Here is a 25547-nt window from a genome sequence, read left to right on the forward strand (position 1 = left end):
GTTGTTCATGAAAGTTGGCATTATAGGTTGTGGAGCTATTGCTAATATTATTACAAGTAGTATTGCTCCTGAAAATAATGGAATTGAAATTGCGTACTTTTTTGATAAAGATGTTGAAAGAGCAGAAAATTTAGCAAGTTTAGCTGGTGGTGTAGCAGTACTTGATTTCAATGACATGTTAAACAATGTGGATTTAGTTTTAGAATGTGCTTCACCTGATTCAGTTAAAGAATATGCTCCAATAGTTCTTAAAAAAGGAATTGACATGATTATTATGAGTATTGGTGCGTTCATGGATTTAGATTTCCATAATAATGTTTCAAAAATAGCTAGGGAGAACAATGCTAAAGTACATTTGCCTTCAGGGGCTGTTGTTGGTTTAGATGGAATTAAAGCAGTAGCTAAATTTGGTCTTAAAGAGATTAGTCTTGTAACTCGTAAGTCTCCAAGATCACTTGGGAAGGATATTGATTCTGAGGAAGTGTTATTTGAAGGAAAAGCTTCTGAAGCGGTTAAGCAATTCCCATTAAACATTAATGTTGCAGCAACAATTAGTATGGCATGTAATAAAGATATTGATGTAAAAATCATTGTTGATCCTAAAGTGGATAGAAATGTTCATGAAATCACTGCTAAAGGGGACTTTGGAGAATTTAAAACAACCACTATGAACTTCCCTTGTGAAACTAATCCTAAAACAAGTATGCTTGCTGCACTTTCAGCAATTAGATTACTTAAAAGTTTCAATGAAACCATTAGTGTGGGTATGTAATGAAAGAATACGAAGTTTATTCTTCACTAAAAGTTCCAAAAAACTCTAAAATTATTGTTCGTTTAGATGGTAGGAATTTTCATCAATTAGCTCGTGATTTAGATTTAATTAAACCATATGATGATAATTTCTATAATGTTTTTTCTTGTGTTTGTGAAGATTTATTTAAAGAGTTTTCACCTATTTTTGTTTATGCTTTTTCAGATGAAATAAGTATGCTTTTTGACAATGTCCCATTTAATGGTAGAATTGAAAAAATTGATTCTGTGATGGCTAGTTTTGCAGCTAGTTCTTTTGCTATTAACTATAATACAAAATTTAGAAAACCTCCTGCTTTTGACTCACGAGTTATCCCAATTTTAGATGATAACATTTTAGAATATTTCAAATGGAGACAAGATGAATCTTGGAGAAATTGTGTTAATTCTCATGGTATATGTTACTTAAAGTCTAAGTATCCAAATAATGTATCAAACGATAAAATAAATGGTATGAGTTTGAGTGATATACATGAATTATTGTTTAAAAATGGAATCAATTTAAACAATATTGATACTTATAAAAAAAGAGGAATAGCAGTATATAGGAAGAATAAAAAAATAGTGGGATTTAATAAAAAAGAAAATAAAGAACAGGTATCATATAGAAGTTATGTATGCACTGATTGGAATCTTGAAAAGTTTAGCAGAGATTTCTTTAGTAAAATAGGTGTTTTAAAGTGAGTTTTATTTCAAGATTATTTGGCAATAATGATGATGAATTCCAAGAAGTTAGAGTTGATAAGGAAGTTTTAGATTCTGTAATCTATTATTCAAAACAGGCTTATCCCAATGAATTTCTAGCATTTTTTGATGGTAAAATTAGAAATAAAATATTGTACATTACTAGTTTGATATTTATCCCAGGTGAAACTTGCGAAACTGGAGCAGTAGTTCATACTGAAATTCTTCCAATGAACACAAAATACTTTGGATCAGTTCATTCTCATCCCGGACCAAGTGCGAGTCCATCCAGTGCTGATTTAATGACTTTTTCTAAAAATGGATATTTTCATATGATTGTATGTTTACCTTATTCTTATGAAACATTCAGAGCATATGATGGGCATGGAAACCCTATTGAATACAGTGTTGGTGATTATAGTTATTTAATTAATGAGGATATTGAGGGATTCTTTGATGAAGAGGATGTATTAACTGATAATGATGAGTTTCATCCTGGATTCTTTGATGAAGATGATGATGAATTTTTCCAAAATATTGATGAAGAAAAAGTTAATCAGTATGATGAATTTGAGAAAAGAAATCAAACAAATGATAATCTGCAAAATAATATAATAAGAATAGAATTATATGAAGATGGTAGTGTCAAAAAAATTTCAAGAGAACCCAAAGACTAATTTTTTTTTTTAAATGGCAGGTTATTTTTTAGAAAATTTTAATAAAAAAATAAAAAACAATTATGGTGAAAATTGTTTTTTATAATTCAATTCCAGTAGCTTCATATATGTTATCTAAAGCTTGGAGTTCACTAATTACTTCTTTTGGAACTTCTTTATCTAAAGTTAAAACCATGATGGCTTTTCCACCTTTTTCATCTCTTCCAACTTGCATAATTCCAATATTTATATTATGTTCACCTAATTTGGTGCCAATTTTACCAATACTTCCAGGAACATCTTCATATTTAGCAATGAACATATGTCCTTTAGGAATAACGTCAACCCAATAATCATTTACTTTTAAAATTCTGGATTCATGTAATTGAGTTCCTTCGACGGTGAAAGTTTCAGTTCCGTTTTTAGCAATAACTTTAATTAAGGAGTCATATCCTTTGGAGTTATTATTTCTACCTTCAGTGATGCTAATTCCTCTGTCTTTAGCAACTAATGCAGCATTAACTGTATTTACTGGGGAGCTTAAGAATGGGTTTACAACACCTTGAATAACAGTTCTGGATAATATTTCGAGGTTATCAATTTCAGAAAGTTCTCCACTATAAATAATTTCGATTTCTTTAACTTTTCCGTTAATTCCTTGAGATACGAAACTACCTAATTTTTCACATAATTCCATGTATTGAGCTAATTCATTGTAAGTATTTTTATCGATACGAGGAAGGTTTAATACATTTTTAGGAGTGTTTCCTTTTGCTAAATCAATAATTTCATCAGCTACAATAATAGCTGCATCTCTTTGAGCTTCTTTAGTTGAAGCAGCAATGTGAGGAGTTAAAACAATGTTGTCAAGTTCAAATAATTTTGAATCTTCAGCAGGTGGTTCTTCTTCATATACATCAAGAGCTGCACCACCGATTTTATCATTAATTAATGCATCGTATAAAGCGTCTTCATCAATGATTCCACCACGAGCACAATTTACGATAAACGCAGTATCTTTCATTATTTCAAATTGTTCTGTGGAAATTGAGTGTTTGGTTTCAGGGGTGAGTGGTACATGAATTGTGATAAAGTCTGCATTTTTAAGAACAGTTTCTAAATCAGTTAATTTTACACACATTTGTTTTGCAACTTCTTCTGGTAAATATGGATCGTATGCCATTGCATCCATTCCAAATGCTTTGCATCTGTTTACTACTTGAGATCCAATTCTTCCCATTCCGATTACACCGAGGGTTTTGTTTCTAAGTTCTACACCCATGAATTTTTTCTTTTCCCATTTTCCTTCTTTAACAGATTTATCAGCAATGGAGATTTTACGTGCCATACTTAAAATTAATCCCATAGTATGTTCAGCTACAGTAACTGAAGTTGATTCTGGGGAATTTACAACCATAATACCTTTTTCAGTTGCAGCATTGAGGTCTATGTTGTCTACTCCAACACCTGCTCTTGCGATAATTTGTAAATTGTCTGCTTTTTCGATAATATCTGCAGTTAATTTTGTACGACTTCTTACTACAATTCCATTGTATTCATGAATGGTATTTGCTAATTCTTCAGGAGTAATGCTAGTGTCAACGACAACATCAGCAACTTCTTTCAAATTTTCAATACCCTTTTCGTTAATAGCATCAGCGATAAGTACTTTCATTTTTTTCACCATAATTTAATAAATATTCATTAATAAATTATGTATTTTATATTATTTAAAAGGTTTCAATTTTCCAATTGATAGTCTATTATTTTTTAAAATAAACATTTTTTGTTTATAAAAAATTATATATGTATTTGACGAGTAACATAGTTATAATGGTGATATTATGGTAAAAATTGAAGATTTCCCAATGTCAAGTGCAAATTATATTTCAGGTTATAAGGTTGTTGAATGTAAAGGGTTTGTGTATGGATTAACAGTACGTGCAAGAGGTCTCGGTGGAGATATAGGTGCTAGTCTCAAAGGACTTCTTGGTGGGGAAGTTAAACAGTATGTTAAAATGATGGAAGAGTCAAGAGAGGAATCAATTGATAGATGCATTGAACATGCAAAAGAATTAGGAGCAAATGCTATTATTTCTGTTAGAATGGATTCTGATAGTATTTCTGAAAATATGCAAGAAGTTTTAACATATGGAACTGCAGTTGTAATTGAAAAAGAATAGTGTTTTTAATGTTTTTTGATGAATTACTTCATAAAGATAAAATAATCCCAAAAACAATTCTTGGATATTCTCCATTTGTGGCTGAACCATTTTTGGGGCATAGATCAATGTTATATAAAAGGGATTTGTATGATAATCCCCAAGCTATTGCTGAGGTTATTGTAGAATCTTATAATCAAGGGGTTAGAGCCATTAATCTTTTCAATGATGCTCAATTGTTAAAAGCTTATGATATTGCATGTGAGCAAGGTTGTGAGATGAAAGTAATAGCAACTATAGGTAAAAGTGATGTTGATTATTTAAATCCAAATTATGAAATTGCAAAGGAGGCAGATTGGGAAGGAGACATTGATTTATTCAGTAATTATGATTGTCCATTGATGTTAGTTGATGAATTTATTGTTGATGCATATGACTGGAGATTAACCTCAAAGATCTTGTCAAGTATTAATGACACAGATTCTATTTCAGGATTGATTACTTCATTTCCACTTAGAACAACAGAGTTAATTCCTGAAAATTTGGAGATGGATTTATTTGACTTTTATATGGTTCCCTTTAATGCTATTTCTTATATGATGGATATAACTGCATTTAATGTAGCTCAAAGGGAAGAATTTAAGCAAAAATTAATTAGTTTAAATAAAAAAGTAATTGCTTCTAGGATTTTAGCATGTGGTGTTTTAAAACCTAAAGAAGCATTTGAATTCTATAAAAAAATAGATTATATTGATTTAATTTCAATTGGTGTGGCTAAGGTTGAAGAAGCTCGTGAAGATTTTACTCTTTTAAAAGAATACTAAAATTTAACAATTTCGTATTCTTCAAAAGGAACGAGGTTTTCTTCTTCAAGTGATTTATTTAAATCAGCTAAACCATTGATTAAATCTTTTATATTTTTGTTAGATGGTTTTTTACCTGTGATTTGTAAATATTGTCTTGGTGAAATTTCGCAATGTTCACATTCAAAATTACAGCACCTATCTTTTTCTTCACAGCCATAACCTTCTTGTGCTTCATCAGTTCCAATTACAATATCATCTAGTATTTTTGAAACTCTATCATCTGATGCAAACATGGCTATTTTTTGGGTTTTACCACAAATTCCAATAGCTGTTTGTCCTTTAAAGTTGCATACCCATTTTATTGGATGATTTTCCATATCAGTAATTTGTAAATTTTCCATATAATCACGCTAACTGTCTTTTCTTTCTCTAATCATTTTTAATAACTCTTTTGGGTTTTCAAATTCTTTTAACTCCCAGGATTTAATAACTGGGATTGTACCAATAGATTCTTTAATTTTATCGTTATTTATTATAAAAACAGGTTCTGATGTTGTAACTAATGATAAATCTTTTAGAGGAATTGCCATTCTTTTCAATGTTTTTTCACTTCTATTTTTTTCAACATTTGCCATTAATGGTGAATGTTTATCTGAAGTTTTCATTTTTGCAACGGCATCAAATGGACTTTTATTAGTTGATAAAACACCATAACCTAACTTTGATAAGTCATTAACATCATCACTATATTCAATATTGTCTTTTTTAGGTTGCTTTAATAAATCAATATCTAGAGTAACTTTTGTATTCAATATTTCTTCTAAAATCATTGCAGTTTCAGTATTTGCACGAACAATACCATTTTCGTATTTGTACATTGTTGCTCGAGATACATGTGCAAGACTTGCTAAATCTTTAAGGGACATTGAATATTCTTCACGATATTGTTTTATAACATTACCATCAATTTTAACAAAATAACCACCACGATCTGCTAAAATTTCAGGAAATTCATTGTATAAAATCATGTTTTTAAAAGTATCAAATCCTATTGTTGGAATATCATATCTCTCATAAATTACTCCTTCTTCAAGAATACCATTTCTTGATTTTTCTCCAATAATTATTGGAGAAGCAAAGAATATATTTGCTAATTGCTTCATTTCATGAGCGTTCTGTTCGTTAATACTATCAATATTTAAAAATGTTTTTAAAAGCAAAATTAACAAGTTTTTTCTTGCTACAAGATCAAATGACCCTTGTTCATATATATCTGAAGTTTTAAAACCCTGTGATTTTAATAATTTTTCAGTTTGTTGTAACAAGTTTCCTCTAGTTAACATAGTGATTCCTCTGTTTAAACTATATATTGTTTTAACTCTAATATATTTGTATATTTAAGGTGATTATAATTAATATTTTACATATTGGAATAGATGATACAGACTCCCCTGATGGGATGTGTACTACATATTTAGCAAGTCAAATTATTAATAAATTTGAGGAAAATGGAATTAAACTAGTTGATTATCCACGTTTGATAAGGTTAAATCCTTTTGCTCGTTTTAAAACTCGTGGAAATGGTGGAGTTAGTTTAAGGATTCCAAATGACAATAATGTGAATTTAGCCAAAAAAATTGTTTTAGATGAAGTTGAAAAATTATCCATGTTTGATTGTGATAATACAAATCCTGGAGTAATTTTCTATGATGGGGAAATTACAAAGGAAATGGAAGATTATGCATTTAAGGCAATTTATGAATTTATTACAATTGAGGAAGCTGAGGAGTTTGGTCGCTCTATTGAATGTGAAATTCATAAATTTAAAAAAGGAAGAGGAATTATTGGCTCCATTGCAGCTATTAGTCTACCTTTAAAAGATTATACTTTTGAATTATTAGCTTATCGTGCATCTGAGAATTATGGAACCAAAAGGCAAATTGATTATGAATCTGTTTATGAAATGGATAAGCAAACATTTCCAGATACTTTTGAAAACATTGACTATTCAGAAGATTATATTGCAATTGAACCTAAAACACCTTGCCCTGTATTATATGGGATTAGATCAAACACTGTTGAGTCACTCATAAAGGCGAAAAATATAGTTAAAGTTTCAGAACCTATTGTGGATTGGTGTATTTTTAAAACAAATCAACATACTGATATGCATATCCAAAAAGCAGATAATATTTCATCTATGAAACAATTTGGATGTTATGAAGTCATAGGGGAAGTTAAAAATAAACCAACAATAATCGATGGGGGTCATATGTTCTTTTATATCTTTGATGAAACTGGTGAGATTGAATGTGGTGCTTATGAACCAACTAAAAATTTTAGAAAAGTAGTTTCTAATCTACGTCCCGGTGATATCATAAAAGTTTATGGGGGAATTGGAAAACAGAATACATTTAATATTGAGAAGTTTCAAGTTATCAAATTAAATGATATCGAATATAAAAATCCAATCTGTGAATGTGGAAAAAGAATGACTTCTGCTGGTAAAAATAAGGGATTTAAATGCAAAAAATGTGGTAATAAAATTCAGTCAAATAAAAAAGTTCCTATTAATATACCTCGTTTTTTAAAAAATGCTCAATTTTATGAAACACCCGTTTCAGCAAGAAGACATCTTTCAAAACCTCTTTGTAGAATGGATTTTAATTAAATAATGGTGGTGCTTTCTTATAAATGGTATTAATGGATTATAATATTTTTTATTTAATTCACTTTTAGTGAAATAATTAAGTGTTTTCCATTAGTTTTATTCTATTTTTTAGAACTCTTGAAAAATATTTCCTATTAATTTATATATGATAATTTTAAGAGTATAATTTAAGTTTAAAAGTATACTTTGTTTTTAGGGGTTGGCAATAATATCAGAGAAAGATAATAACGTGGAAGATATTAAGCATATCTATCGTGATAAGACAGATAGGCGTATTTTAAAGAAGAATCCATGGAAGGATTATGGGTTGCACTTTAGTGTGTTATTTTTAGTTATCATTGCTGAATTTATTGGGCCACAGAAAATTACTATATCTGATGGGGTATCCGTTTCAATAATGCCTTTATTATATACAATGATTTTAGGTTTGGTATTTTATTTAGCAAAGCCTATTTTTTGGATTCAAAGAAAACAATCTAGAGTTGCTGAAGGAGCAATGATGCTATTTATTGGAGTTTTAATTGCAAAATTAGCAGTTTCCAGTGGTCAATCCATTCATTTAATTTTTGAAATGGGTCCAGCTTTAATATTACAAGAATTAGGACATTTGGCTACAATTTTAATTGCACTTCCGGTTGCATTATTACTTGGATTTAAAAGAGAATCTATTGGTATGACTTCATCTATTGGTCGTGAACCGGAAGTTGCAGTCATTGTTGATAAATATGGATTTAATTCACCTGAATCAAGAGGTATTTTTGCACTTTTTATTGTTGGAACAATTATTGGAACAGTATTCATTAGTTTTTTAACTAGTATTTGTGTTTCAATCATACCATTACATCCATATGCATTTGCTATGGCTTGTGGTGTGGGTAGTGCAAGTATGAATGCTGCTTCACTAGCTCCAACTATTGCAGCATTTCCACAATTAGCAACACAAATTGAAGCATTTGCAGGATTTAGTAATTTGCTTTCTTTCTCTATTGGTATTTATATTATAATGTTTATTGCGATTCCTTTAACAGAAAAATTATATGCTATTTTAGAGCCTAGAATCGGAAGAGAACATGTTGTAGAAAAGGAGGAGGAATAAATGGTTGATATTATTGATGAATCAGAAAACATATCTGTTCATGGTATTTTGAACTGGGTTTTACTTTTAACTATATTTTCAATTATTACTGTCATTGGAAATTATATTGGATATCATCATCCTATTGGTGATTCATTAATTGGTATGTTTATATTATCATTAATTACTCTCATTGGTGTTTGGATGGAGAGATATTTACCATTAGATATTTCCTCAATTATCTATATCAGTATAATAGGTATTGTTCTTGCATTTCCTGGAATGCCTACATCTGAAATTTTGCTTTACTATGTTTCTAAAGTTGAATTAATATCTATCGTTACTGTATTTTTAGCATATGTAGGTATTGGTATGGGTAAAAGTTGGGATGAATTTAAAGCATTAGGTTCAAGAGCAGTTATTATTACAATTCTTGTTATTGCATCTACATATTTAGGTTCAGCATTTGTAGCACATATTATATTAGTGTTAACAGGTGTTCCAATTTAAACTTTTTTTATATTAACATTCTATTGTTAAATGGATTAAATGTATAAATCTGATGTTTTTATTATATGTGGAAGCTATTTTTTCATGTTAAAATCATAACTTATCTATTTTAATACTACTTTTTACATATATTTATGATAGGTGTTTTATGTTTTTACGAAATATTTCTAAATTTATATCAAACTATCGCTATGAGCAAGCAACTGTGGAGTCACTAACTACTGTAAAAGCTGCTTTTTTAGATTTTTTTGGAGTAACATATAGAGGGATGAGTGAAGAAGCACCAATTATTGCTTTAAATACTATTGGGGAGATATTTCAAGCAAAATTTGATTCAAATTTAACTGCATCTATCATTGGTCAGGACTTTAAAACAGATATTTTAAGCGTTGCTTTTGTGAATGGTATTGCTGCACATGTATTGGAGTTGGATGATGGTCATAGAGGTGCTCAGCTTCATTTAGGTGCTATAATATTTCCAACTGCTCTTGCAATTTCAGAAGCTTATGATTTGACTGGTAAGGAATTTTTAGAAGGGGTTATTGTAGGTTATGAAGTTGGAATTTTACTTGGTCAACTTGTAAATCCTAAACATAGAAATAGGGGATTTCATACAACAGGGACAATTGGAACATTTATTTCTGGTGTGGTTGCTTCTAAACTATTAAAACTTGATGAAGAACAAACTCTAAATGCATTAGGTTTATGTGGAACTCAAGCAGCAGGTCTCCTAGAATCTGATCATGGTGGATCTATGGGTAAGGTTCTTCATGTTGGTAAAGCAGCATATAATGGTATTTTATCAGCATATCTTGCAAGAAATGGTTTTACTGGTAGTGGAACTATTTTTGAAGGAGATGAAGGTTTTTTAAAAACAATGGTTTTAGATGATGATAATCAGGATATGGGGGAATTTTCATTCGAAAATGCATTAAAAAACATTGGGAAAGTGAGAGTTAGAGATATTTACTTTAAAAAATATCCCTTCTGTAGACATTTGCATTCATCAATAGATACTGCACTGAAGCTTAAAGCAAGTATTGGTGATGAATATAATCACATTCAAAATGTTGCGGTTAAAACATATGAAATCGCAGCTGAGCACAATAATTATCATCCTAAAAATATTGAGGAACTAAAACAGAGTCTTCCATATGCAATTGCTATTTCTCTTGTTGTTGGCGAGGTTAGTATTGATAAAATTAATCAGCTAATAGAATTTGGGCTTTTAGAGAATTATTCTACTGTTGATGATGTAAATGCTATTAAGAATATAGTAAATGGAATGGTCATTATATCAGATGATAAATTAAATGAGTTATATCCTGCTAAAAGGCCTTCAAATGTTATTATTAAGTTGGATGATGTTTTCAGAAATGGAATTTTTCAAAATATCACATTCCTTCCAAAAGGAGATTTTGAAAATCCTCTACAATTAAGAGAGCTAATTGACAAATTTAAAGGGTTAAATCCTCATTATGACATTAAAAAGTTAACTATTATTGATTCTCTTGAAGATTATAATATGAGATATGTTGTTCGTAAGTTGAATGGGTAGGTAATATGGAAAAGACAAAAGAATTCCTTAAAAAAATTGGTATAAATGAAGTTTTTGATGATTTTAAATCAGATAATCGTTTTGGTGATGGTGGACAGTATCGCTTTGAAGTTCCAGGAATCCAATCTCCAAAGACAATGGAAGCTCTACTAAAGGAATCAGTCAAACAGGACATTTTTATTCATAGGATAACTCAAACAAAAGGAATAATGATGTTGACTAATGAAGAGATTAAAGAAATGGTTGATTTAGCTATTGATTATGGATGTGAATTATTTTTGTCAGTAGGTCCAAGAGCAACCTATGATACTTCTGCAACGGTTCACACTAAGGAAGGAAGTAGAATTGGGTATCGTCTTAGAGGTTATGATAATTTAGTTTATGCAATTGAAGATGTTAAAAGAGCTTGTAACTTGGGTGTTCGTGGGATATTATTATATGATGAAGGATTACTATGGGTATTAAATCAGATGAGAAATAATGGTGAACTCCCAGAGAATGTTCATTTCAAATTATCTGCTCATGCAGGTCACTCTAATCCTGCTTCTGCAAAACTACTTGAAGCTCAAGGACTTAATTCACTTAATCCTGTAAGAGATTTACAAATTCCAATGATTGCAGCTATTAGAGATGCATGTGATATGGCAATTGATTTACATACTGAAAATCCTAAATCTACAGGTGGATTTATTAGACATTATGAAGTTCCGAAATTTATTAAGGTTGCATCTCCTGTTTATTTAAAAACTGGTGGTTCAGTTGCTACAACTCATAATTGGGATACAACAGAAAAAGAAGCAATAGCACGTATTAAACAAGTGGCATTAGTAAAAAGAATAATTAATGAATATTGTCCAGATGCAATTGCATCTCCGGTTAAATCTGAGGATTTATCTATTCCAGAGTGATTATATGGGTATTTTAGAAGATATTTCAAAAACAATAATTGATGCATCTACTACTCTTTCTCAGGATAAATTTCATGCATTAAAAAGAGCTATTTGTATGGAAGATAATGAGAATGCTGAATGGGTATTGAAGCAAATTTTAAAAAACTACGAGGTGGCTCAAGATATTAAGTTCCCATTATGTGATGATACAGGTATTCCTCATGTAATTATTGAAATTGGTGAAGATAGAGAGATTTCAGGAAAATTAATAAATCAGATTCATAAGGGTATAGAATTAGGATTAAATAATCTTCCAGCAAGACCAATGGCAGTTATTGGGAATGAAATTCAAAGAATTGAGCAAAGTGAAGGTTTATTTGAAAGACCTGGAATGCTTCGCCCAGCATCTATATTAATAGATAATGTAAATGATGAATCCACATATAAAAGGGACATTTCTCCTGATACATTAAATGTTCATTTTTTGCTTGAGGGGGGAGGTCCAGAAATCAGAGCAAAAACACTTAGAGTTTATCATAAAAGATCTTTTGATAATGTAATTAACACAGCATGTGAATGGCTTGAAGAATCCCTAAAAATGTTAGGTTGTACTCCATCAATTCCATCAATTGGTATAGGTAGAACACATTATGAAGCAACTTCTCTTCTATTAAAATCAATTGCTTATGGAAATTTAGATAATCAAAATGAGTATGAACAAAAGATAACTCAAAGATTGAATGAAACAGGTATTGGACCTATGGGATTTGGTGGAAAAACCACAGTTTTAGGTACTTACTTGAATATTGGAAATCAAAGAGCAAGTGGAGTTAGAATAGTTTCAATCAGACCATCTTGTTTTGTTGAGCCAAGAGTGGCGACATTAAAATTGTGAATATTTATATATAATTTAATATTACTTTTAATATAATTGATAAAATAGGTAACGTAAAATGCAAGAAAATAATTTTAAGATTGATAGACATTCTTTGAAAACAGCAATTTCACGTGTTGAAACAGATAAAATTGTAACAAGAGGGTATAATCAAAGAGATTTAATTGAAAAAATAAGATATAGTGATATGATTTTCTTACTTTTAAAAGGACGATTACCTTCTATTATAGAAGGAAAAATTTTTAATCATGTCCTTGTTTCATTTTGTGATCATGGTGTAACTCCACCAAGTACTCAGACAGCACGTATTGTTACTTCTTCAGGTTCACCAGTTAATTCAGCAGTAGCTGGAGCATTACTGTCGTTTGGACATAAGCATGCTGGAGCTATTGAAAAGACAATGGAATTATATCAATCAAAAATAAGTTCTCTATATTTAACTGAGGATAGTGAAATTGATAATAAACAAATTGCTAGTTTAGCTATTGAAATTTATCAGGAATATATCCTTAAAGACAAAAAGGTACCAGGTTTTGGTCACAGGTATCATAATGTCGATCCAAGAGCAGACAAACTAATGGAAATAGTTATTAAAGAAGGGTTCATTGGTCCTCATATAAAATTAGCATTAGCTCTTGAAGATTTAATATACCAAAAAAAACAAATTAGGCTTAATGTAGATGGTGCAAATGCAGCTATTTTATCAGATTTAGGTTTTACTCCAGATTTAGGATTAGGTATATTTATAATTGGTAGAATTCCAGGTATTATTGCACATATTCATGAAGAAAAAATGGATGAAGATGAATTTAGAAGATTTTGTGATCTTGATGATGTAATATATCAACAAGGAGAAAGATAATATGGAATTTATAGATGTGATTAATGAGAGATATAGTGTAAGAGGATATTTAGATAAAGAAGTAGAGCAAGAAAAACTTGATTATGTTTTAAAAGCAGCAACTATAGCTCCAACAGGAGTTAATAGCCAACCTTTTAAAGTTTATGTAATTGATGCTAAAAAATATAAAGATGAATTGTCTAAAATTTATGGTGCAAAATGGTTTGTAGAAGCACCATATGTATTAGCTGTTGTTGCATTAAGAAATGAGGCATGGGTAAGACCATGGGATTCTAAAAACATTGCAGATATTGATGCTACTATTGTAATGGATTATATGATTCTTGCAGCTACTGATGTAGGGCTTGGAACTTGTTATATTGGTGCATTTAAGAAATATGAAGCACATAAATTTTTAGAGTTAGATGAAACTGAAGAAGTAGTGTTATTCACTCCTCTTGGATATGGTAATGCTGAACCTCGTGAAACTCCAAGAAAAGAGTTAAATGAGTTTGTAGTATATAAGGATTAAAATGAATTTGTTTATATTACCTGCAGATGATTCAAAGGATATGGAAAAAATATCACAAGAATTATCTTTGAAAAAATTTAAAGTAGCTCAAACTGATAATAATTTTATTTTAATGCATAAAAGAAGATATGGTAATGTTTTAATTCATGCAATTTGTTTAATAATTGCTCTTTTTTATGTTTGGCCAGTTTTAATAATAAATGTTGTATATTTTACTTATTCATATTTATGGGCTTCGCCAAATGTGTTAATTACTATTGAGAAGGTAGATGCTGAAGGTAATCCATTGGAATTTAGTAATGAAGATGAAATATTAAAAAAAGCTACAGCTATTCTATAATTTCATCCACACTATATTCTTCTATTTTCCTTATAACTAAAGGTTCTTTAGAATTAATATATTCAGATTCTTCACCTAATTTTGCATCAATAAATACTTTATCAACACTTGGTTCAGTGAATAATGTCATAATATCAGAGATGAAAGTATCATAATCTTTTTGGATATGATTATCCTCAAAACTCAATTGTGGAAGTTCTGATGTCCATAAATCACTCCCAGGTGAGAATTTTTTATCTACTATTTTTCCATTTTTTATTTCACTGTCTAATGTTAGTGAAAAATTATTGTTTAATATTATCCAAACTGCTCGTTCCATGTATTAATATTATATGGCATGATATAAATATTATGAAATTAAAATAAAAATTAGTGTTATTATGGCAAATATTAAAATGTTTAAACTACTTGGAGTGTTAGTGGCTATATTGTTAATCCTATGGGGAATTTTACCATTCTTGAGACATCAGCCAATAACAAATGATGTCATTGCTACTGCGATTATATTGATTATGATTGCTTTTGCTTATATGATTATTATGTTCAACCCTAGTTGGACAAAGGCTGTTTTCTTTTTTGAAGGTATTATTATTGCTGTTGCAGGATACATGTTACTTGAATTCCCATATAATTTAGAATTCGCTATAGTAGGTGTAATTATAATTATAATTGCTATCCTTGCTTATACACAGAAACTACCTCCTAAAATGTTAAGATGGTTTTATAGATAATTAATTTATCTTTTATTCTTTTTTTATCAATTTTTTACATATTAAATTATCACTTCGATTATTTTTTTTTAATTATTTTCAATTTTAATTATTTTTTTTAATTTTAGATAGTAAAAGATATATATATTACACAACAAAAATAATTACACCATGGTGATTAATTATGGCAGAGATATCAGACGCAATCGCAATGATAAAAAAAGCAGAATCTGATGCTGAACAACTTATTGCGGATTCAAAAGACCAATCAAAAGATATGATTGCTGATGCTAAATTAAAAGCTGAAGAATCCATTTCAGAAGTTAAAATTGCAGCAGAAGAGGAAGCTCAAAAAACTGTTTTTGATGCAGAAGATAAGGCTAAAAAAGAAGCACAGTCTATCGCTGAACAGTCCAAAGATGAAGTTAAATCTTTAAAAGAAAAAGCTATGGGCAATGTTGACGAGGCTGCTGCTATTATTGTCAAAAATATATTGTAGTGTGAGTTTATGTTCAAGACAGCTAGAATGCGTAAAATTAGAATTGTTACACTTGATAAGTATGTAGTACCTACAGTGGATGTTCTCCACGAATCTGGGCTTATACAAGTCAGTGATATTTCTGAAAGCATTCAGCAAGATCCTGAATTAGCAGAATTAGTAACTCCTTCAAAAGCTACACCATATACTGGTAAGTTATCTTCACTTCTCATGAAAACAAATGGTATATCTGAACTGTTAGGAAATTCTATATCAGAAGGCCATGGGTTAAAAGACACTTTGATGTCTTTTATTAGTCCTGATATACCAGTTCAAAAAGAAGTAGAAAGATTAGATACTGAGGCTTTTATTGAAAAAGCTGAAGAAACTTTAGCCAAGGTGGAAAGTAAAACAAGCGTTATTGAAGGCAAACTTGCTGCACTTGACTCAGAAACAAGTGAACTAAAGTCTAATAAAAGTTTAGCTAAACGTTTATCTAATTTTGACATGGATTTAGCGCTTTTAAAAGATTCAAAGTACACTTCTACTACTGTTGGAAGGATTAATGCTGAATCTACTTCAGAAATCAAAAATGAATTAAGTAAATTGACTGATGAATTAGAATTATTTACTGTTCCTATGGACGATGATGATGGTGAAATCATTGCTGTAGTAACATTAAAAGAATTTAGTGATGATGTTTATTCAACACTTCGTAAATTCGACTTTGAGAAAATTGAAATAGGTAATGTTGAAGGTACTCCTCAGCATGTTATTTCAAGTGCTGATGCTCGTTTATTAACTATTGAATCAGAACGTGCTGCTGTTAAAACTGAATTAAGAGCAGTCGCTGAGCAATGGGATGATGAAATTTTAGCTCTCAAAGAACAATTAGAAAATGAAAAAGATAAGAACGAAATTCTTTCATCTTTTGTTCAAACTAAAGATGCTTATGTTCTTGAAGCATGGGTGCCTGTAAAAGACACTGAAGAAGTTGAACAATTAGTTGAAAAAAGTTCTGAGGGACATTGTGCCTTTGAAACTATTGAAATTGAAGGTACTGACGATGAAGATGTTCCTGTTTTACAACAAAATGGATGGTATTCAAAACCTTTCGAATTCCTTGTAGATATGTACTCTCCAGTACGTTACAATGAAATCGACCCAACAATCTTTGTTGCAATCACATTTCCATTATTCTTCGGTTTTTGTTTGACCGATGCAGTTTATGGATTAGTTGTATCTTTAATTGGTGTTGTATTAATTAAAGGTTTAGGTAAAGTTAAAGAATCTATGCGCTCATTTGGTTGGATTTTGGTATGGTCTGGTCTGTGGGCAGTTGTTTTAGGTTTGATAACTAATGGTTTTATTGGGGATTTCCCAGAAAGGATTTTAGGATTCCGTTTACCAACCGTATTTGCTCCTGTTGAAGCATTCAAACACCCTGATACTATTTTAATAATAGCTATTGGACTTGGTCTTCTTTACACCAACATTGGTTTCATTATTGGTGCTATCGACAACTTAAGATACGGTAAAGTGAAAGAGGCTATCGGATCTCAAATTTGTTGGTTTGTTTTCGAAGCTGGTATTGTTCTCCTCGCTTTAGGTTTCATGATGCCTGCAGTAGGTATGATTGGAATGGTTTTAGGAGGAATTTTAATTATTGCAACTATTGGAATGTTAATATGGGCTAATGGTGCATATGGTGTAATGGATATTTTTGGTTACATGGGGGATGTTTTATCCTACGCACGTCTTTTAGCATTATGTTTAGCTACTGGTGGTATTGCTATGACAGTAAACATTTTAGCAGTAATGTTAAATAATATGGTTCCAGTTGTAGGTATTGTAATTGCGATACTAATCTTTATATTCGGACATATTGCAAACTTCGCTTTCCAAGTATTAGGTGCATTTATTAACGCTTTACGTCTTAACTATGTAGAGTTCTTTTCACAATTCTTCATGAGTGGTAAAGGAAAATTCGAAGCTTTCAAAGCAAATAGAATATTTACAAAACTTAAATAAATTAAAAATTTTTCATTTATATTTAAATTAAATTATAAAATCAATATTATTTCAAAGGTGAATTAAATATGGTAGAAATTGCTTTAGGTACTGCTTTAGCAGCTATTGGTGCTGGAGTAGCAATTGGATTTGCCGGTTTAGGTTCCGGTTTAGGGCAAGGTATGGCAGCTGCTGGTTCTGTAGGAGCAGTAGCAGAAGACAATGACATGTTTGCAAGAGGTATTATTTTCTCTGCATTACCAGAAACTCAGGCTATTTACGGTTTCTTGGTTGCAATCTTATTATTAGTATTTTCAGGATTATTAGGTGGAGGTCAAGGATTACCTACTGAAGCTGGTATTGTAGCTATCGGTGTAGGTGCATCTATTGGTTTCGCTGGTTTAGGTTCCGGTATGGGACAAGGTATGGCAGCAGCATCATCTGTTGGAGCTATTGTAGAAGACAATGATATGTTTGCTCGTGGTATTATTTTCTCTGCATTACCAGAGACACAAGCTATTTACGGTTTCTTGATTGCTATTTTACTTATGGTATTCGGTGGAATCTTAGGTTAAGGAGGCATTTTATATGAGCTCAGGCACAGATAAAATTGTTTTAAGCATTATGTCTGAAGCCCAAGAGAAAGCTGATGTAATCATTCAAGAGGTTACTGCAGAAGTTTCAGCTATTCAATCAAAAGCTGATAAAACTGCTGAAGTTGAAAAAACAAGAATCTTAGAAAATGGTAAAAAACAATCTGATATGAGATATCAGCAAATTATCTCTGAAGCTAAGATGAATGCTCGTAGAGCAAAATTAGGCGCTAAAGAAGAAGTAATTGAAGCAGCTTTCAGTCAAGCTGTTGGTGAATTAAAAGAAAAAGCTTCCTCAAAAAGTGCAGATTATGAAGATTCATTAGTTAAAATGATTAAAGAAGCTGCTGATGAAATCGGTACTAATGATTTAATTATTCAATTAAATGAAGCTGACACAAATCAATTTAAAAGTGAATTATCTTCAGGTAATGTTTTCGAAATTGAAGGAATCAAATTCGAATTAGGTGAACCTATCGATGTTATTGGTGGAGCAATCTTAAAAACCAGTAATGGAGATATTGAAGTAAATAACACTATTGAAGCAAGATTAGAAAGATTTAAAAGTATCTTACGTAGTGAAGTTGCTAATGTATTATTTAAATAAATTAGGAGGATAAATTATGGCAGATCAAATTGCTACTTTAATAAGTTCTGCAGGACTTACACAGGAAACATTTTTAGTATTTTGTGTAATCTCATTACTTGTTGTTGGTGCAGTAGTAGTAATCATTACATCTAGACCAATTTTGGACATTTATCCTTATCTTAATCCAAGTGCAAGAGTAAGAGCTAGAAAAGGAAGATTATTTGACGAAAAGCAAATTTCTGAGATTGTTGAATCTAATGACGTTGAAGAAGTTGAAAATTATCTCAAAGGTGTTCCTGAATATGCTGATGTTCTAGATGAATATCCACTTGATAAAGCATTAGATGTTGAACGTGCTAATACTTACGAATTTATTGCAAGGTTAGCTCCTAAAGATATTAAAGCTCCTTTTGTGATCATGTCTAAAAAAGCAGACATTGATAATATCAAAAGTATTTTAACTGCAAAAGAAGTTGGCTATGATGCTGATGAAACCAAAGAATTATTAATTCCTTGCGGTGCTTTATACAAAGACTTAGTATCTTTAGCTGATACTGATAATGTAACTGATGTCATTACAAGTTTGGATAATACTGAATATGCAACAGTTTTAGAAGATGCTCTTCCACAATATGAAAATACTAACATGATTCTTCCATTAGAATCTGCTTTAGATAAATATTACTTGGGCAAATTATTACGTTCTACTGATGTTCCTTCTGATGAAAACAAACAAATTTTATACTCATATGTTGGAACTAAAGTGGATGTAGCTAATCTTAAACTAATTATAAGGGCTAAAGAAGATGGCCTTGATTATGATGCAATCTCTCCTTATATATTAGATGAAGGATACCAATTACGTGAATGGAAACTTAAAGATTTAATGGAATCTCCTGATGTTACAAATGTAGTATCTGGATTAGAAGGTACCAAATATGCTAGTGCATTAACCGATGTAATGCCAGTTTATAATGAAACTGGATCAGTTGCAGTATTTGAGAAAGCATTAGATGTTTACGCTTCTGAATATTCAAAATCTTTATCAGTTAAAAAACCATTAGGTATTGGTCCAATTATTGGTTATTTAAGTCAAAAAGAAAGTGAAATTAAAAATTTAAAAATTATTGCAAGAGCAAAAAGAGAAGCAGACTTCCCTAATGATAAAATCATGGAGATGTTAATATGAGTTCAGTAGCAGTTATTGGTGATATTGACACTGTTTCTGGTTTTAGACTTGGTGGTGTCAAACAATCAGTTGTTGTAAAAACTTCTGAAGAAGCTATTGCAGCTTTTGATAAATTTTTAGAAGACGAAATTTCAATTATTATCATTACTCAATTAATGGCAAATGAAATAAGAGAACATATTAATAGGAAAATTGGTTCAAGTGTTTTACCAATGATAATTGAAATACCTGATAAAGATGGGTCCTCTGAAGGATCATCTGATCAAATAAATGACCTTATTAAAAGAGTTATCGGGGTAGAGATGGTTAAATGATTATTGAAGGAAATATTATTAAGATTGCTGGGCCTGTTATTGTAGCAGATGGTATGAGAGGGGCTCAGATGCTTGAGATGGTTAGGGTCGGTAACGAAAAGCTTATTGGAGAGATTATCGAGCTTGAAGGTGACACCGCAACTATCCAAGTATATGAAGAAACAGCAGGTATCCAACCTGGTGAAGTAGTTGAATGTACTGGTGGAGCATTATCCGTAGAACTTGGTCCTGGTGTAATGAGTTCTATTTTTGATGGTATTCAAAGACCTTTAAGAATTATCAGAGAAGCTTCTGGTGATTTCATTGCTAGAGGTATTGATGTAGATTCCATTGATAAAGAGAAAAAATGGGAATTCAAACCTGTTGCTAAAGTTGGAGATGTTTTAAAAGCTGGAGATGTACTTGGTGAAGTACAAGAAACCTCTGCAGTATTACACAAAATTATGGTTCCTCCTGCACTTGAAGGTGAAGTTACTGAAATTGTAGCTGAAGGAGAATACACAATTTTAGAAGATATTGCTGAAGTTGGTGGACAAAAAGTACAAATGCTCCAAAAATGGCCTGTTAAAAAAAGTCGTCCTTACGTAAGGAAATTAGATCCAGATGTACCTTTAGTAACTGGTCAAAGAGCACAAGATACTTTCTTCTCTGTAGCTAAAGGTGGGGCAGCAGCTATTCCTGGTCCTTTTGGATCTGGTAAAACTGTTACACAACAACAATTAGCTAAATGGGCAGATGCAGATATCGTTGTATACATTGGATGTGGAGAACGTGGTAACGAAATGACTGAAGTACTTACTGAATTCCCATTCCTTGACGACCCTAAAACTGGTAACCCATTAATGGACAGAACTGTTCTTATTGCAAACACTTCTAACATGCCGGTAGCAGCTCGTGAAGCATGTGTATATACTGGTATTACTATTGCTGAATATTACCGTGACCAAGGTTACGATGTAGCACTTATGGCTGATTCAACATCTAGATGGGCTGAAGCTATGAGGGAGATTTCTGGAAGATTAGAAGAAATGCCTGGGGAAGAAGGTTACCCTGCATATTTAGCATCCAGATTAGCTCAATTCTACGAAAGAGCAGGAAGAGTAGAAACTATCGGTTCAGAACCTCATGTAGCATCTATTTCCGTAGTTGGTGCAGTATCTCCTCCTGGTGGGGACTTATCCGAACCTGTTACTCAAAACACATTACGTATCTGTAAAGTGTTCTGGGCATTAGACGCATCTCTTGCAGATAAACGTCACTTCCCTTCAATTGACTGGTTACAAAGTTATTCATTATATGTAGACAGTATTGAAGGTTGGTGGGCTGAAAACGTAGCTGCAGATTGGAGAGCAACTCGTGACCAAGCTATGGGTTTATTACAAAAAGAATCCGAGTTACAAGAAATTGTACAATTAGTTGGTCCTGATGCTTTACCTGAAGCTGACCAAGCTACTTTAGAAACTACCCGTATGTTAAGAGAAGATTTCTTACAACAAAATGCATTTGATGATGTAGACACTTACTGTGCTCCTTCCAAACAATATCAAATGTTAAAAACCATTCTCTTATTCTACAAAGAATCTCTTGCAGCTGTGAACAGAGGAGCTCCAATTGCAACTATTGCAGCTTTACCTGTTAAAGAAGAAATTGGTAAAATGAAATACATACCACAAGATGAATTTGATGCAAAAATTGCAGATATTCAAGCTGCAGTTGTAAAACAATGCAGTGAGGCTTAAACATGAATACAAATATTAAAACTAGAGAATATACTACTGTATCCGAAGTCTCAGGTCCTTTAATGGTTGTTGAAGGAGTAGAAGGCGTTGGTTACAATGAAATTGTAGATATTGAAACACCTACTGGTGAAAAAAGAAGTGGACAAGTTCTTGAAGTAACTAAAGATGTTGCAGTTATTCAAGTATTTGAAGGAACCAATGACTTAAACACTAAAGATACTAAAACTAGATTCACTGGTCAAACCGCAAAAATCGGTGTATCCAGAGACATGATGGGACGTATCTTTAATGGTATTGGTAAACCTATCGACGGCGGACCAGAAATTATTCCTGATGAAGAATTAGATATTAACGGGGCTCCTATGAACCCTGCTTCTCGTGAATTCCCTGAAGAATTTATTCAAACTGGTATCTCTACCATTGATGGAATGAACACATTAGTAAGAGGACAAAAACTTCCTATTTTCTCAGGATCTGGTTTACCTCACAATGATTTAGCTGTACAAATTGCTAGACAAGCTAAAGTATTAGGAGCAGATGATGAATTTGCAGTAATCTTTGCTGCTATGGGTATTACTAACGAAGAAGCAAACTTCTTTATGAGAGACTTCGAACGTACTGGAGCTTTAGAAAAATTAACAGTATTCATGAACTTAGCAGACGACCCAGCTATTGAAAGAATTTTAACTCCTAAAATGGCTTTAACTACTGCTGAATATTATGCATTTACCTTAGGTATGCAAGTATTAGTTATCTTAACTGATATGACTAACTACTGTGAAGCTTTAAGGGAAATTTCTGCAGCAAGAGAAGAAGTACCTGGAAGAAGAGGTTATCCTGGTTACATGTACACTGACCTCGCAGGTATTTATGAAAGAGCAGGACGTATTGATGGTAAAGAAGGTTCTATTACTCAAATGCCTATCTTAGTTATGCCTCAAGACGATATTACTCACCCAATCCCTGATTTAACTGGTTATATTACTGAAGGACAAATTGTATTAAGTAGGGAACTCTCAAGGAAAGGTATTTACCCTCCTGTAGATGTACTTCCTTCACTTTCTCGTTTGATGAGTGGTGGTATTGGTGGAGAAAAAACTAGGGATGATCACAGTGGTGTATCTGACCAACTCTATTCTGCATATGCAGAAGGTCGTGAATTAAGAGACTTAGTTGCGGTTGTAGGGGAAGAAGCACTTACTGAAAGAGATCAAAAATTCTTAGAATTTGCTGAAGCATTTGAAAACCAATTCATTACTCAAAGTAAAGATGAAGATAGATCTATCTTTGAATCTTTAGATCTTGGTTGGAGTTTACTTAAAATCTTACCTAAATCCGAACTCAAAAGGGTTAAAGAAGAATTTATTGAACAATACCTTCCTAAAGATGAATAATCTCATTACAGTAATGTAGGTGATTAAATGGCACAAGATATTATAGATGGAATTAATCCAACTCGTATGGAATTATTATCTCTTAAAAATAGAACTAAACTTGCTGTTAAAGGGCATGGTTTACTCAAGGAAAAAAGAGATGCTTTAATTAAAGAGTTTTTTGATATCTTGGATCGTGTCAAAGGTATTCGTGAAAACGCAGAAAAAAGTCTTAAAGAAGCAAATGATGCTTTACTTGAAGCTCAAATTGCTATGGGTGATTTATCTGTTAGAAAAGCAGCATTATCTGTTAAAGAATCTATTGATGTAGAAATTACATCAAGAAGTGTTATGGGTGTTGCTGTACCTGTAACCAATGTTAAAATGGAAGAAAGATCTATTATTGACAGAGGTTATGGATTTTCTGATACTACTATCCAATTAGATGAAGCTGCTAAGAAATTCGAGGAATCATTAAAATTTTTAATTGAACTTGGTGAAGTGGAAAAAACTATTTTCTTACTTGCTGAGGAAATTGAAGCTACTAAACGTAGGGTTAATGCTTTAGAACACATTATGATTCCTAGATTCCAAAATACTGAAAAGTATATTGATATGAGACTCCAAGAAATGGAAAGGGAAAACTTCGTAAGATTGAAAATGATTAGATCTACTATTGAAAAAAATGAAAAAGCTGCTGCTGAAGCAGCTGCTGCAGAAAATGCAGAATAATTTTTCTTATTCTTTTCATTTTCTTCTATTTTTTATTATTTTTTTAATTAAAGTTTAAAATATTATTTATTTTTAAAATAAACTATTATAATTTAGTTACTGTAATAATTTTTTTTACTAGAAATTTATTTTTTTATAATTATAATTCAAATAAAGTTGTTTTTACTAATTAAAAAGGATTTTAGATTAGTAATATTCATTAAAAAGAGTATATTTATTTGTTTTAACTTGTTTGGAAGTTAATATGGCTGTTTATTATTTTTCACTTTTAAGATATTGATTATGTTTATAATAATATAATTCATAGTTTTAATGTTGCTATTATACTTTAAAAAAGTATATAATATGTATATATAATATAAAAAGATATATGTATATAAAAGGTGAAATAATATGAATAAAAAATATGTAATCATTGGAGTAATCATAATAATTGTTATGACATCTATTGCTGCAGTCATTTTAACTGATGGTTTTGAAGAGAAAGAAACATTCAGAATATATGGTCAAAATGGAGTTACAGTAATCACATTGAACAATATGTTAACAAGTTATGTATCTCTACTTAATAATTCGGTTGATACATCTTTAGTTAATAATTCAGCTAATTATACTTCAATTACATCATTTACATCTAATTTAGCACAAAACTATCATGATTATATAATATTCGGGGATGATAGGTATGAATTTATTATAATGAGTCCTGATGATGCAGAAAAATTACCATTGGATAATGCACCACAATATACTGATTTCTCTACTTCTAGAGATTTATTAAAAATAACTGCTCATGTAATTGAGAATTCTACAATAATAGATACTAATGGACAAATGTTTAATTATTATGTTGTGGATCATGTAAATTATGAAGCTAATGTAACTAGTTCAAAAGAGGTAAGTTCTACAAGTATGAATGGTTGGTAATAGAGTGGAGCATGAATAAAAAAGATAATTATGAGAATATTTATATTATTAATTATTAATTATTTTAATGATGATTGTTCATACAACAGTGGATATTTTAGATGAACATGGAAATTGTCTCTATTTCAGAGTACAATTGATATTAAAGTTTAGTAAAGTGAGAATAAATTAATATTATGATTATTTTTTCTCATTGTTTTTTTTATTATTTTTTTGTTTTGAGTTTATAATTAGATTCTAATCTTATTATTAATATTTTAATTATTAATAGTATAAATTAGCTATATGTAGTGAAAAATTCTTCAAAAATCGTTAAGTTTATATTGGTTATATGCTAAAACTATAATTTAGAGCTTTTATTTTTATTTTAGACATATAAGTATATTATATTCACGGATTATATTAATTTATACTCTTTAATTTAAAAATAAAATAATAAAAGTAAAAATTAAAGTTCCATAAT

29 protein-coding genes are annotated in these 25547 nt (G+C 30.8%); 25 read left to right on the top strand and 4 right to left on the bottom strand.

Annotated elements, in window-relative coordinates; translation table 11 throughout:
* Positions 1-7 precede the first annotated feature (7 nt).
* Genes ACI389_RS06285 through ACI389_RS06295 form a run of 3 tightly spaced genes read left to right on the top strand, consistent with a single transcriptional unit; the run spans position 8 to position 2171 of the window.
* Entirely contained in the window at positions 8-772 is a 765-nt protein-coding gene (locus tag ACI389_RS06285) for an aspartate dehydrogenase (protein ID WP_439780683.1), read from the top strand.
* Positions 772-1494 (top strand): tRNA(His) guanylyltransferase Thg1 family protein, encoded by a 723-nt coding sequence (locus ACI389_RS06290; RefSeq protein ID WP_439780684.1) that lies wholly within the window; start codon positions 772-774, stop codon positions 1492-1494. The genes ACI389_RS06285 and ACI389_RS06290 overlap by 1 nt, the downstream gene beginning before the upstream one ends.
* Positions 1491-2171 carry a Mov34/MPN/PAD-1 family protein gene (locus tag ACI389_RS06295; protein WP_439780685.1) on the top strand — a complete coding sequence of 227 codons (681 nt, stop codon included), beginning with the start codon at positions 1491-1493 and terminating at the stop codon, positions 2169-2171. Before ACI389_RS06290 ends, ACI389_RS06295 begins: the two co-directional genes overlap by 4 nt.
* 79 nt (positions 2172-2250) lie before the next feature.
* On the opposite strand, the gene serA is transcribed toward ACI389_RS06295, so the two are convergent.
* Complete coding sequence (gene serA / locus ACI389_RS06300) at positions 2251-3825, bottom strand: phosphoglycerate dehydrogenase (RefSeq protein ID WP_439780686.1); 1575 nt, start codon at positions 3823-3825, stop codon at positions 2251-2253.
* Between the two features lie 169 nt (positions 3826-3994).
* Here serA and ACI389_RS06305 point away from each other — a divergent pair, with 169 nt between their 5' ends.
* Both ACI389_RS06305 and ACI389_RS06310 read left to right on the top strand, forming a co-directional pair.
* Positions 3995-4333: a heavy metal-binding domain-containing protein gene (locus ACI389_RS06305; RefSeq protein ID WP_439780687.1), complete on the top strand. Its 339-nt coding sequence runs from the start codon at positions 3995-3997 to the stop codon at positions 4331-4333.
* Between the two features lie 107 nt (positions 4334-4440).
* A complete protein-coding gene (locus ACI389_RS06310) occupies positions 4441-5136 on the top strand; it encodes a hypothetical protein (RefSeq protein ID WP_439780744.1) in 696 nt (231 codons plus the stop codon).
* Here ACI389_RS06310 and ACI389_RS06315 read toward each other — a convergent pair.
* Both ACI389_RS06315 and ACI389_RS06320 read right to left on the bottom strand, forming a co-directional pair.
* Positions 5133-5519, bottom strand: coding sequence for a hypothetical protein (locus ACI389_RS06315; RefSeq protein ID WP_439780688.1), 387 nt, complete (start codon positions 5517-5519; stop codon positions 5133-5135). The two genes, ACI389_RS06310 and ACI389_RS06315, sit on opposite strands and share 4 nt — an antisense overlap.
* A 9-nt stretch (positions 5520-5528) precedes the next feature.
* The gene (locus ACI389_RS06320; protein WP_439780689.1) at positions 5529-6461 is read right to left on the bottom strand and encodes a transcriptional regulator; all 933 of its coding nucleotides are present in this window, start codon (positions 6459-6461) and stop codon (positions 5529-5531) included.
* A gap of 59 nt (positions 6462-6520) precedes the next feature.
* Here ACI389_RS06320 and ACI389_RS06325 point away from each other — a divergent pair, with 59 nt between their 5' ends.
* The 9 genes from ACI389_RS06325 to ACI389_RS06365 all read left to right on the top strand — a co-directional run bounded on the left by ACI389_RS06325 (position 6521) and on the right by ACI389_RS06365 (position 14430).
* Positions 6521-7789 carry a TiaS agmantine-binding domain-containing protein gene (locus ACI389_RS06325; protein WP_439780690.1) on the top strand — a complete coding sequence of 423 codons (1269 nt, stop codon included), beginning with the start codon at positions 6521-6523 and terminating at the stop codon, positions 7787-7789.
* Between the two features lie 199 nt (positions 7790-7988).
* Complete coding sequence (locus tag ACI389_RS06330; RefSeq protein ID WP_439780691.1) at positions 7989-8885, top strand: DUF3100 domain-containing protein; 897 nt, start codon at positions 7989-7991, stop codon at positions 8883-8885.
* Positions 8886-9374, top strand: a complete 489-nt coding sequence (locus tag ACI389_RS06335; RefSeq protein WP_439780692.1) for a hypothetical protein — start codon at positions 8886-8888, stop codon at positions 9372-9374.
* Positions 9375-9522: 148 nt separating this feature from the next.
* Positions 9523-10932 carry an MmgE/PrpD family protein gene (locus ACI389_RS06340; RefSeq protein ID WP_439780693.1) on the top strand — a complete coding sequence of 470 codons (1410 nt, stop codon included), beginning with the start codon at positions 9523-9525 and terminating at the stop codon, positions 10930-10932.
* Between the two features lie 5 nt (positions 10933-10937).
* On the top strand, positions 10938-11840 hold the full coding sequence (locus ACI389_RS06345) for a peptidase (protein WP_439780694.1): 903 nt from the start codon (positions 10938-10940) through the stop codon (positions 11838-11840).
* A gap of 4 nt (positions 11841-11844) precedes the next feature.
* Entirely contained in the window at positions 11845-12717 is an 873-nt protein-coding gene (locus ACI389_RS06350) for a fumarate hydratase (protein WP_439780695.1), read from the top strand.
* 58 nt (positions 12718-12775) lie between these two features.
* Positions 12776-13579, top strand: a complete 804-nt coding sequence (locus tag ACI389_RS06355; protein WP_439780696.1) for a citryl-CoA lyase — start codon at positions 12776-12778, stop codon at positions 13577-13579.
* Position 13580: 1 nt separating this feature from the next.
* Complete coding sequence (locus ACI389_RS06360; RefSeq protein WP_439780697.1) at positions 13581-14090, top strand: nitroreductase family protein; 510 nt, start codon at positions 13581-13583, stop codon at positions 14088-14090.
* A 1-nt stretch (position 14091) separates the two neighbouring features.
* Complete coding sequence (locus ACI389_RS06365; protein WP_439780698.1) at positions 14092-14430, top strand: hypothetical protein; 339 nt, start codon at positions 14092-14094, stop codon at positions 14428-14430.
* Here the strand turns inward: ACI389_RS06365 and ACI389_RS06370 are convergent.
* Positions 14420-14749 (bottom strand): hypothetical protein, encoded by a 330-nt coding sequence (locus ACI389_RS06370; RefSeq protein WP_439780699.1) that lies wholly within the window; start codon positions 14747-14749, stop codon positions 14420-14422. The two genes, ACI389_RS06365 and ACI389_RS06370, sit on opposite strands and share 11 nt — an antisense overlap.
* Before the next feature lie 61 nt (positions 14750-14810).
* On the opposite strand from ACI389_RS06370, the gene ACI389_RS06375 reads away from it, so the two are divergent.
* The 11 genes from ACI389_RS06375 to ACI389_RS06425 all read left to right on the top strand — a co-directional run bounded on the left by ACI389_RS06375 (position 14811) and on the right by ACI389_RS06425 (position 25084).
* The gene (locus ACI389_RS06375; RefSeq protein ID WP_439780700.1) at positions 14811-15161 is read left to right on the top strand and encodes a hypothetical protein; all 351 of its coding nucleotides are present in this window, start codon (positions 14811-14813) and stop codon (positions 15159-15161) included.
* 163 nt (positions 15162-15324) lie between these two features.
* Positions 15325-15639 carry a V-type ATP synthase subunit H gene (locus tag ACI389_RS06380; protein WP_439780701.1) on the top strand — a complete coding sequence of 105 codons (315 nt, stop codon included), beginning with the start codon at positions 15325-15327 and terminating at the stop codon, positions 15637-15639.
* Positions 15640-15648: 9 nt separating this feature from the next.
* Positions 15649-17649: a V-type ATP synthase subunit I gene (locus tag ACI389_RS06385; RefSeq protein WP_439780702.1), complete on the top strand. Its 2001-nt coding sequence runs from the start codon at positions 15649-15651 to the stop codon at positions 17647-17649.
* 68 nt (positions 17650-17717) lie between these two features.
* The gene (locus tag ACI389_RS06390; RefSeq protein ID WP_069573492.1) at positions 17718-18203 is read left to right on the top strand and encodes a V-type ATP synthase subunit K; all 486 of its coding nucleotides are present in this window, start codon (positions 17718-17720) and stop codon (positions 18201-18203) included.
* A gap of 13 nt (positions 18204-18216) precedes the next feature.
* Positions 18217-18828, top strand: a complete 612-nt coding sequence (locus ACI389_RS06395; RefSeq protein ID WP_439780703.1) for a V-type ATP synthase subunit E — start codon at positions 18217-18219, stop codon at positions 18826-18828.
* A 16-nt stretch (positions 18829-18844) separates the two neighbouring features.
* Entirely contained in the window at positions 18845-19999 is a 1155-nt protein-coding gene (locus ACI389_RS06400) for a V-type ATP synthase subunit C (RefSeq protein WP_439780704.1), read from the top strand.
* Positions 19996-20313, top strand: coding sequence for a V-type ATP synthase subunit F (locus ACI389_RS06405; RefSeq protein WP_439780705.1), 318 nt, complete (start codon positions 19996-19998; stop codon positions 20311-20313). The genes ACI389_RS06400 and ACI389_RS06405 overlap by 4 nt, the downstream gene beginning before the upstream one ends.
* Positions 20310-22052 carry an ATP synthase subunit A gene (locus ACI389_RS06410; protein ID WP_439780706.1) on the top strand — a complete coding sequence of 581 codons (1743 nt, stop codon included), beginning with the start codon at positions 20310-20312 and terminating at the stop codon, positions 22050-22052. The genes ACI389_RS06405 and ACI389_RS06410 overlap by 4 nt, the downstream gene beginning before the upstream one ends.
* Before the next feature lie 2 nt (positions 22053-22054).
* The gene (locus tag ACI389_RS06415; protein ID WP_439780707.1) at positions 22055-23446 is read left to right on the top strand and encodes a V-type ATP synthase subunit B; all 1392 of its coding nucleotides are present in this window, start codon (positions 22055-22057) and stop codon (positions 23444-23446) included.
* A gap of 27 nt (positions 23447-23473) precedes the next feature.
* Positions 23474-24157: a V-type ATP synthase subunit D gene (locus tag ACI389_RS06420; protein WP_439780708.1), complete on the top strand. Its 684-nt coding sequence runs from the start codon at positions 23474-23476 to the stop codon at positions 24155-24157.
* Between the two features lie 393 nt (positions 24158-24550).
* Positions 24551-25084, top strand: coding sequence for a hypothetical protein (locus ACI389_RS06425; RefSeq protein WP_439780709.1), 534 nt, complete (start codon positions 24551-24553; stop codon positions 25082-25084).
* The last annotated feature ends 463 nt before the right edge of the window (positions 25085-25547 follow it).

It is taken from the genome of Methanobrevibacter sp., from assembly GCF_051877095.1.
GTDB lineage: Archaea > Methanobacteriota > Methanobacteria > Methanobacteriales > Methanobacteriaceae > Methanocatella.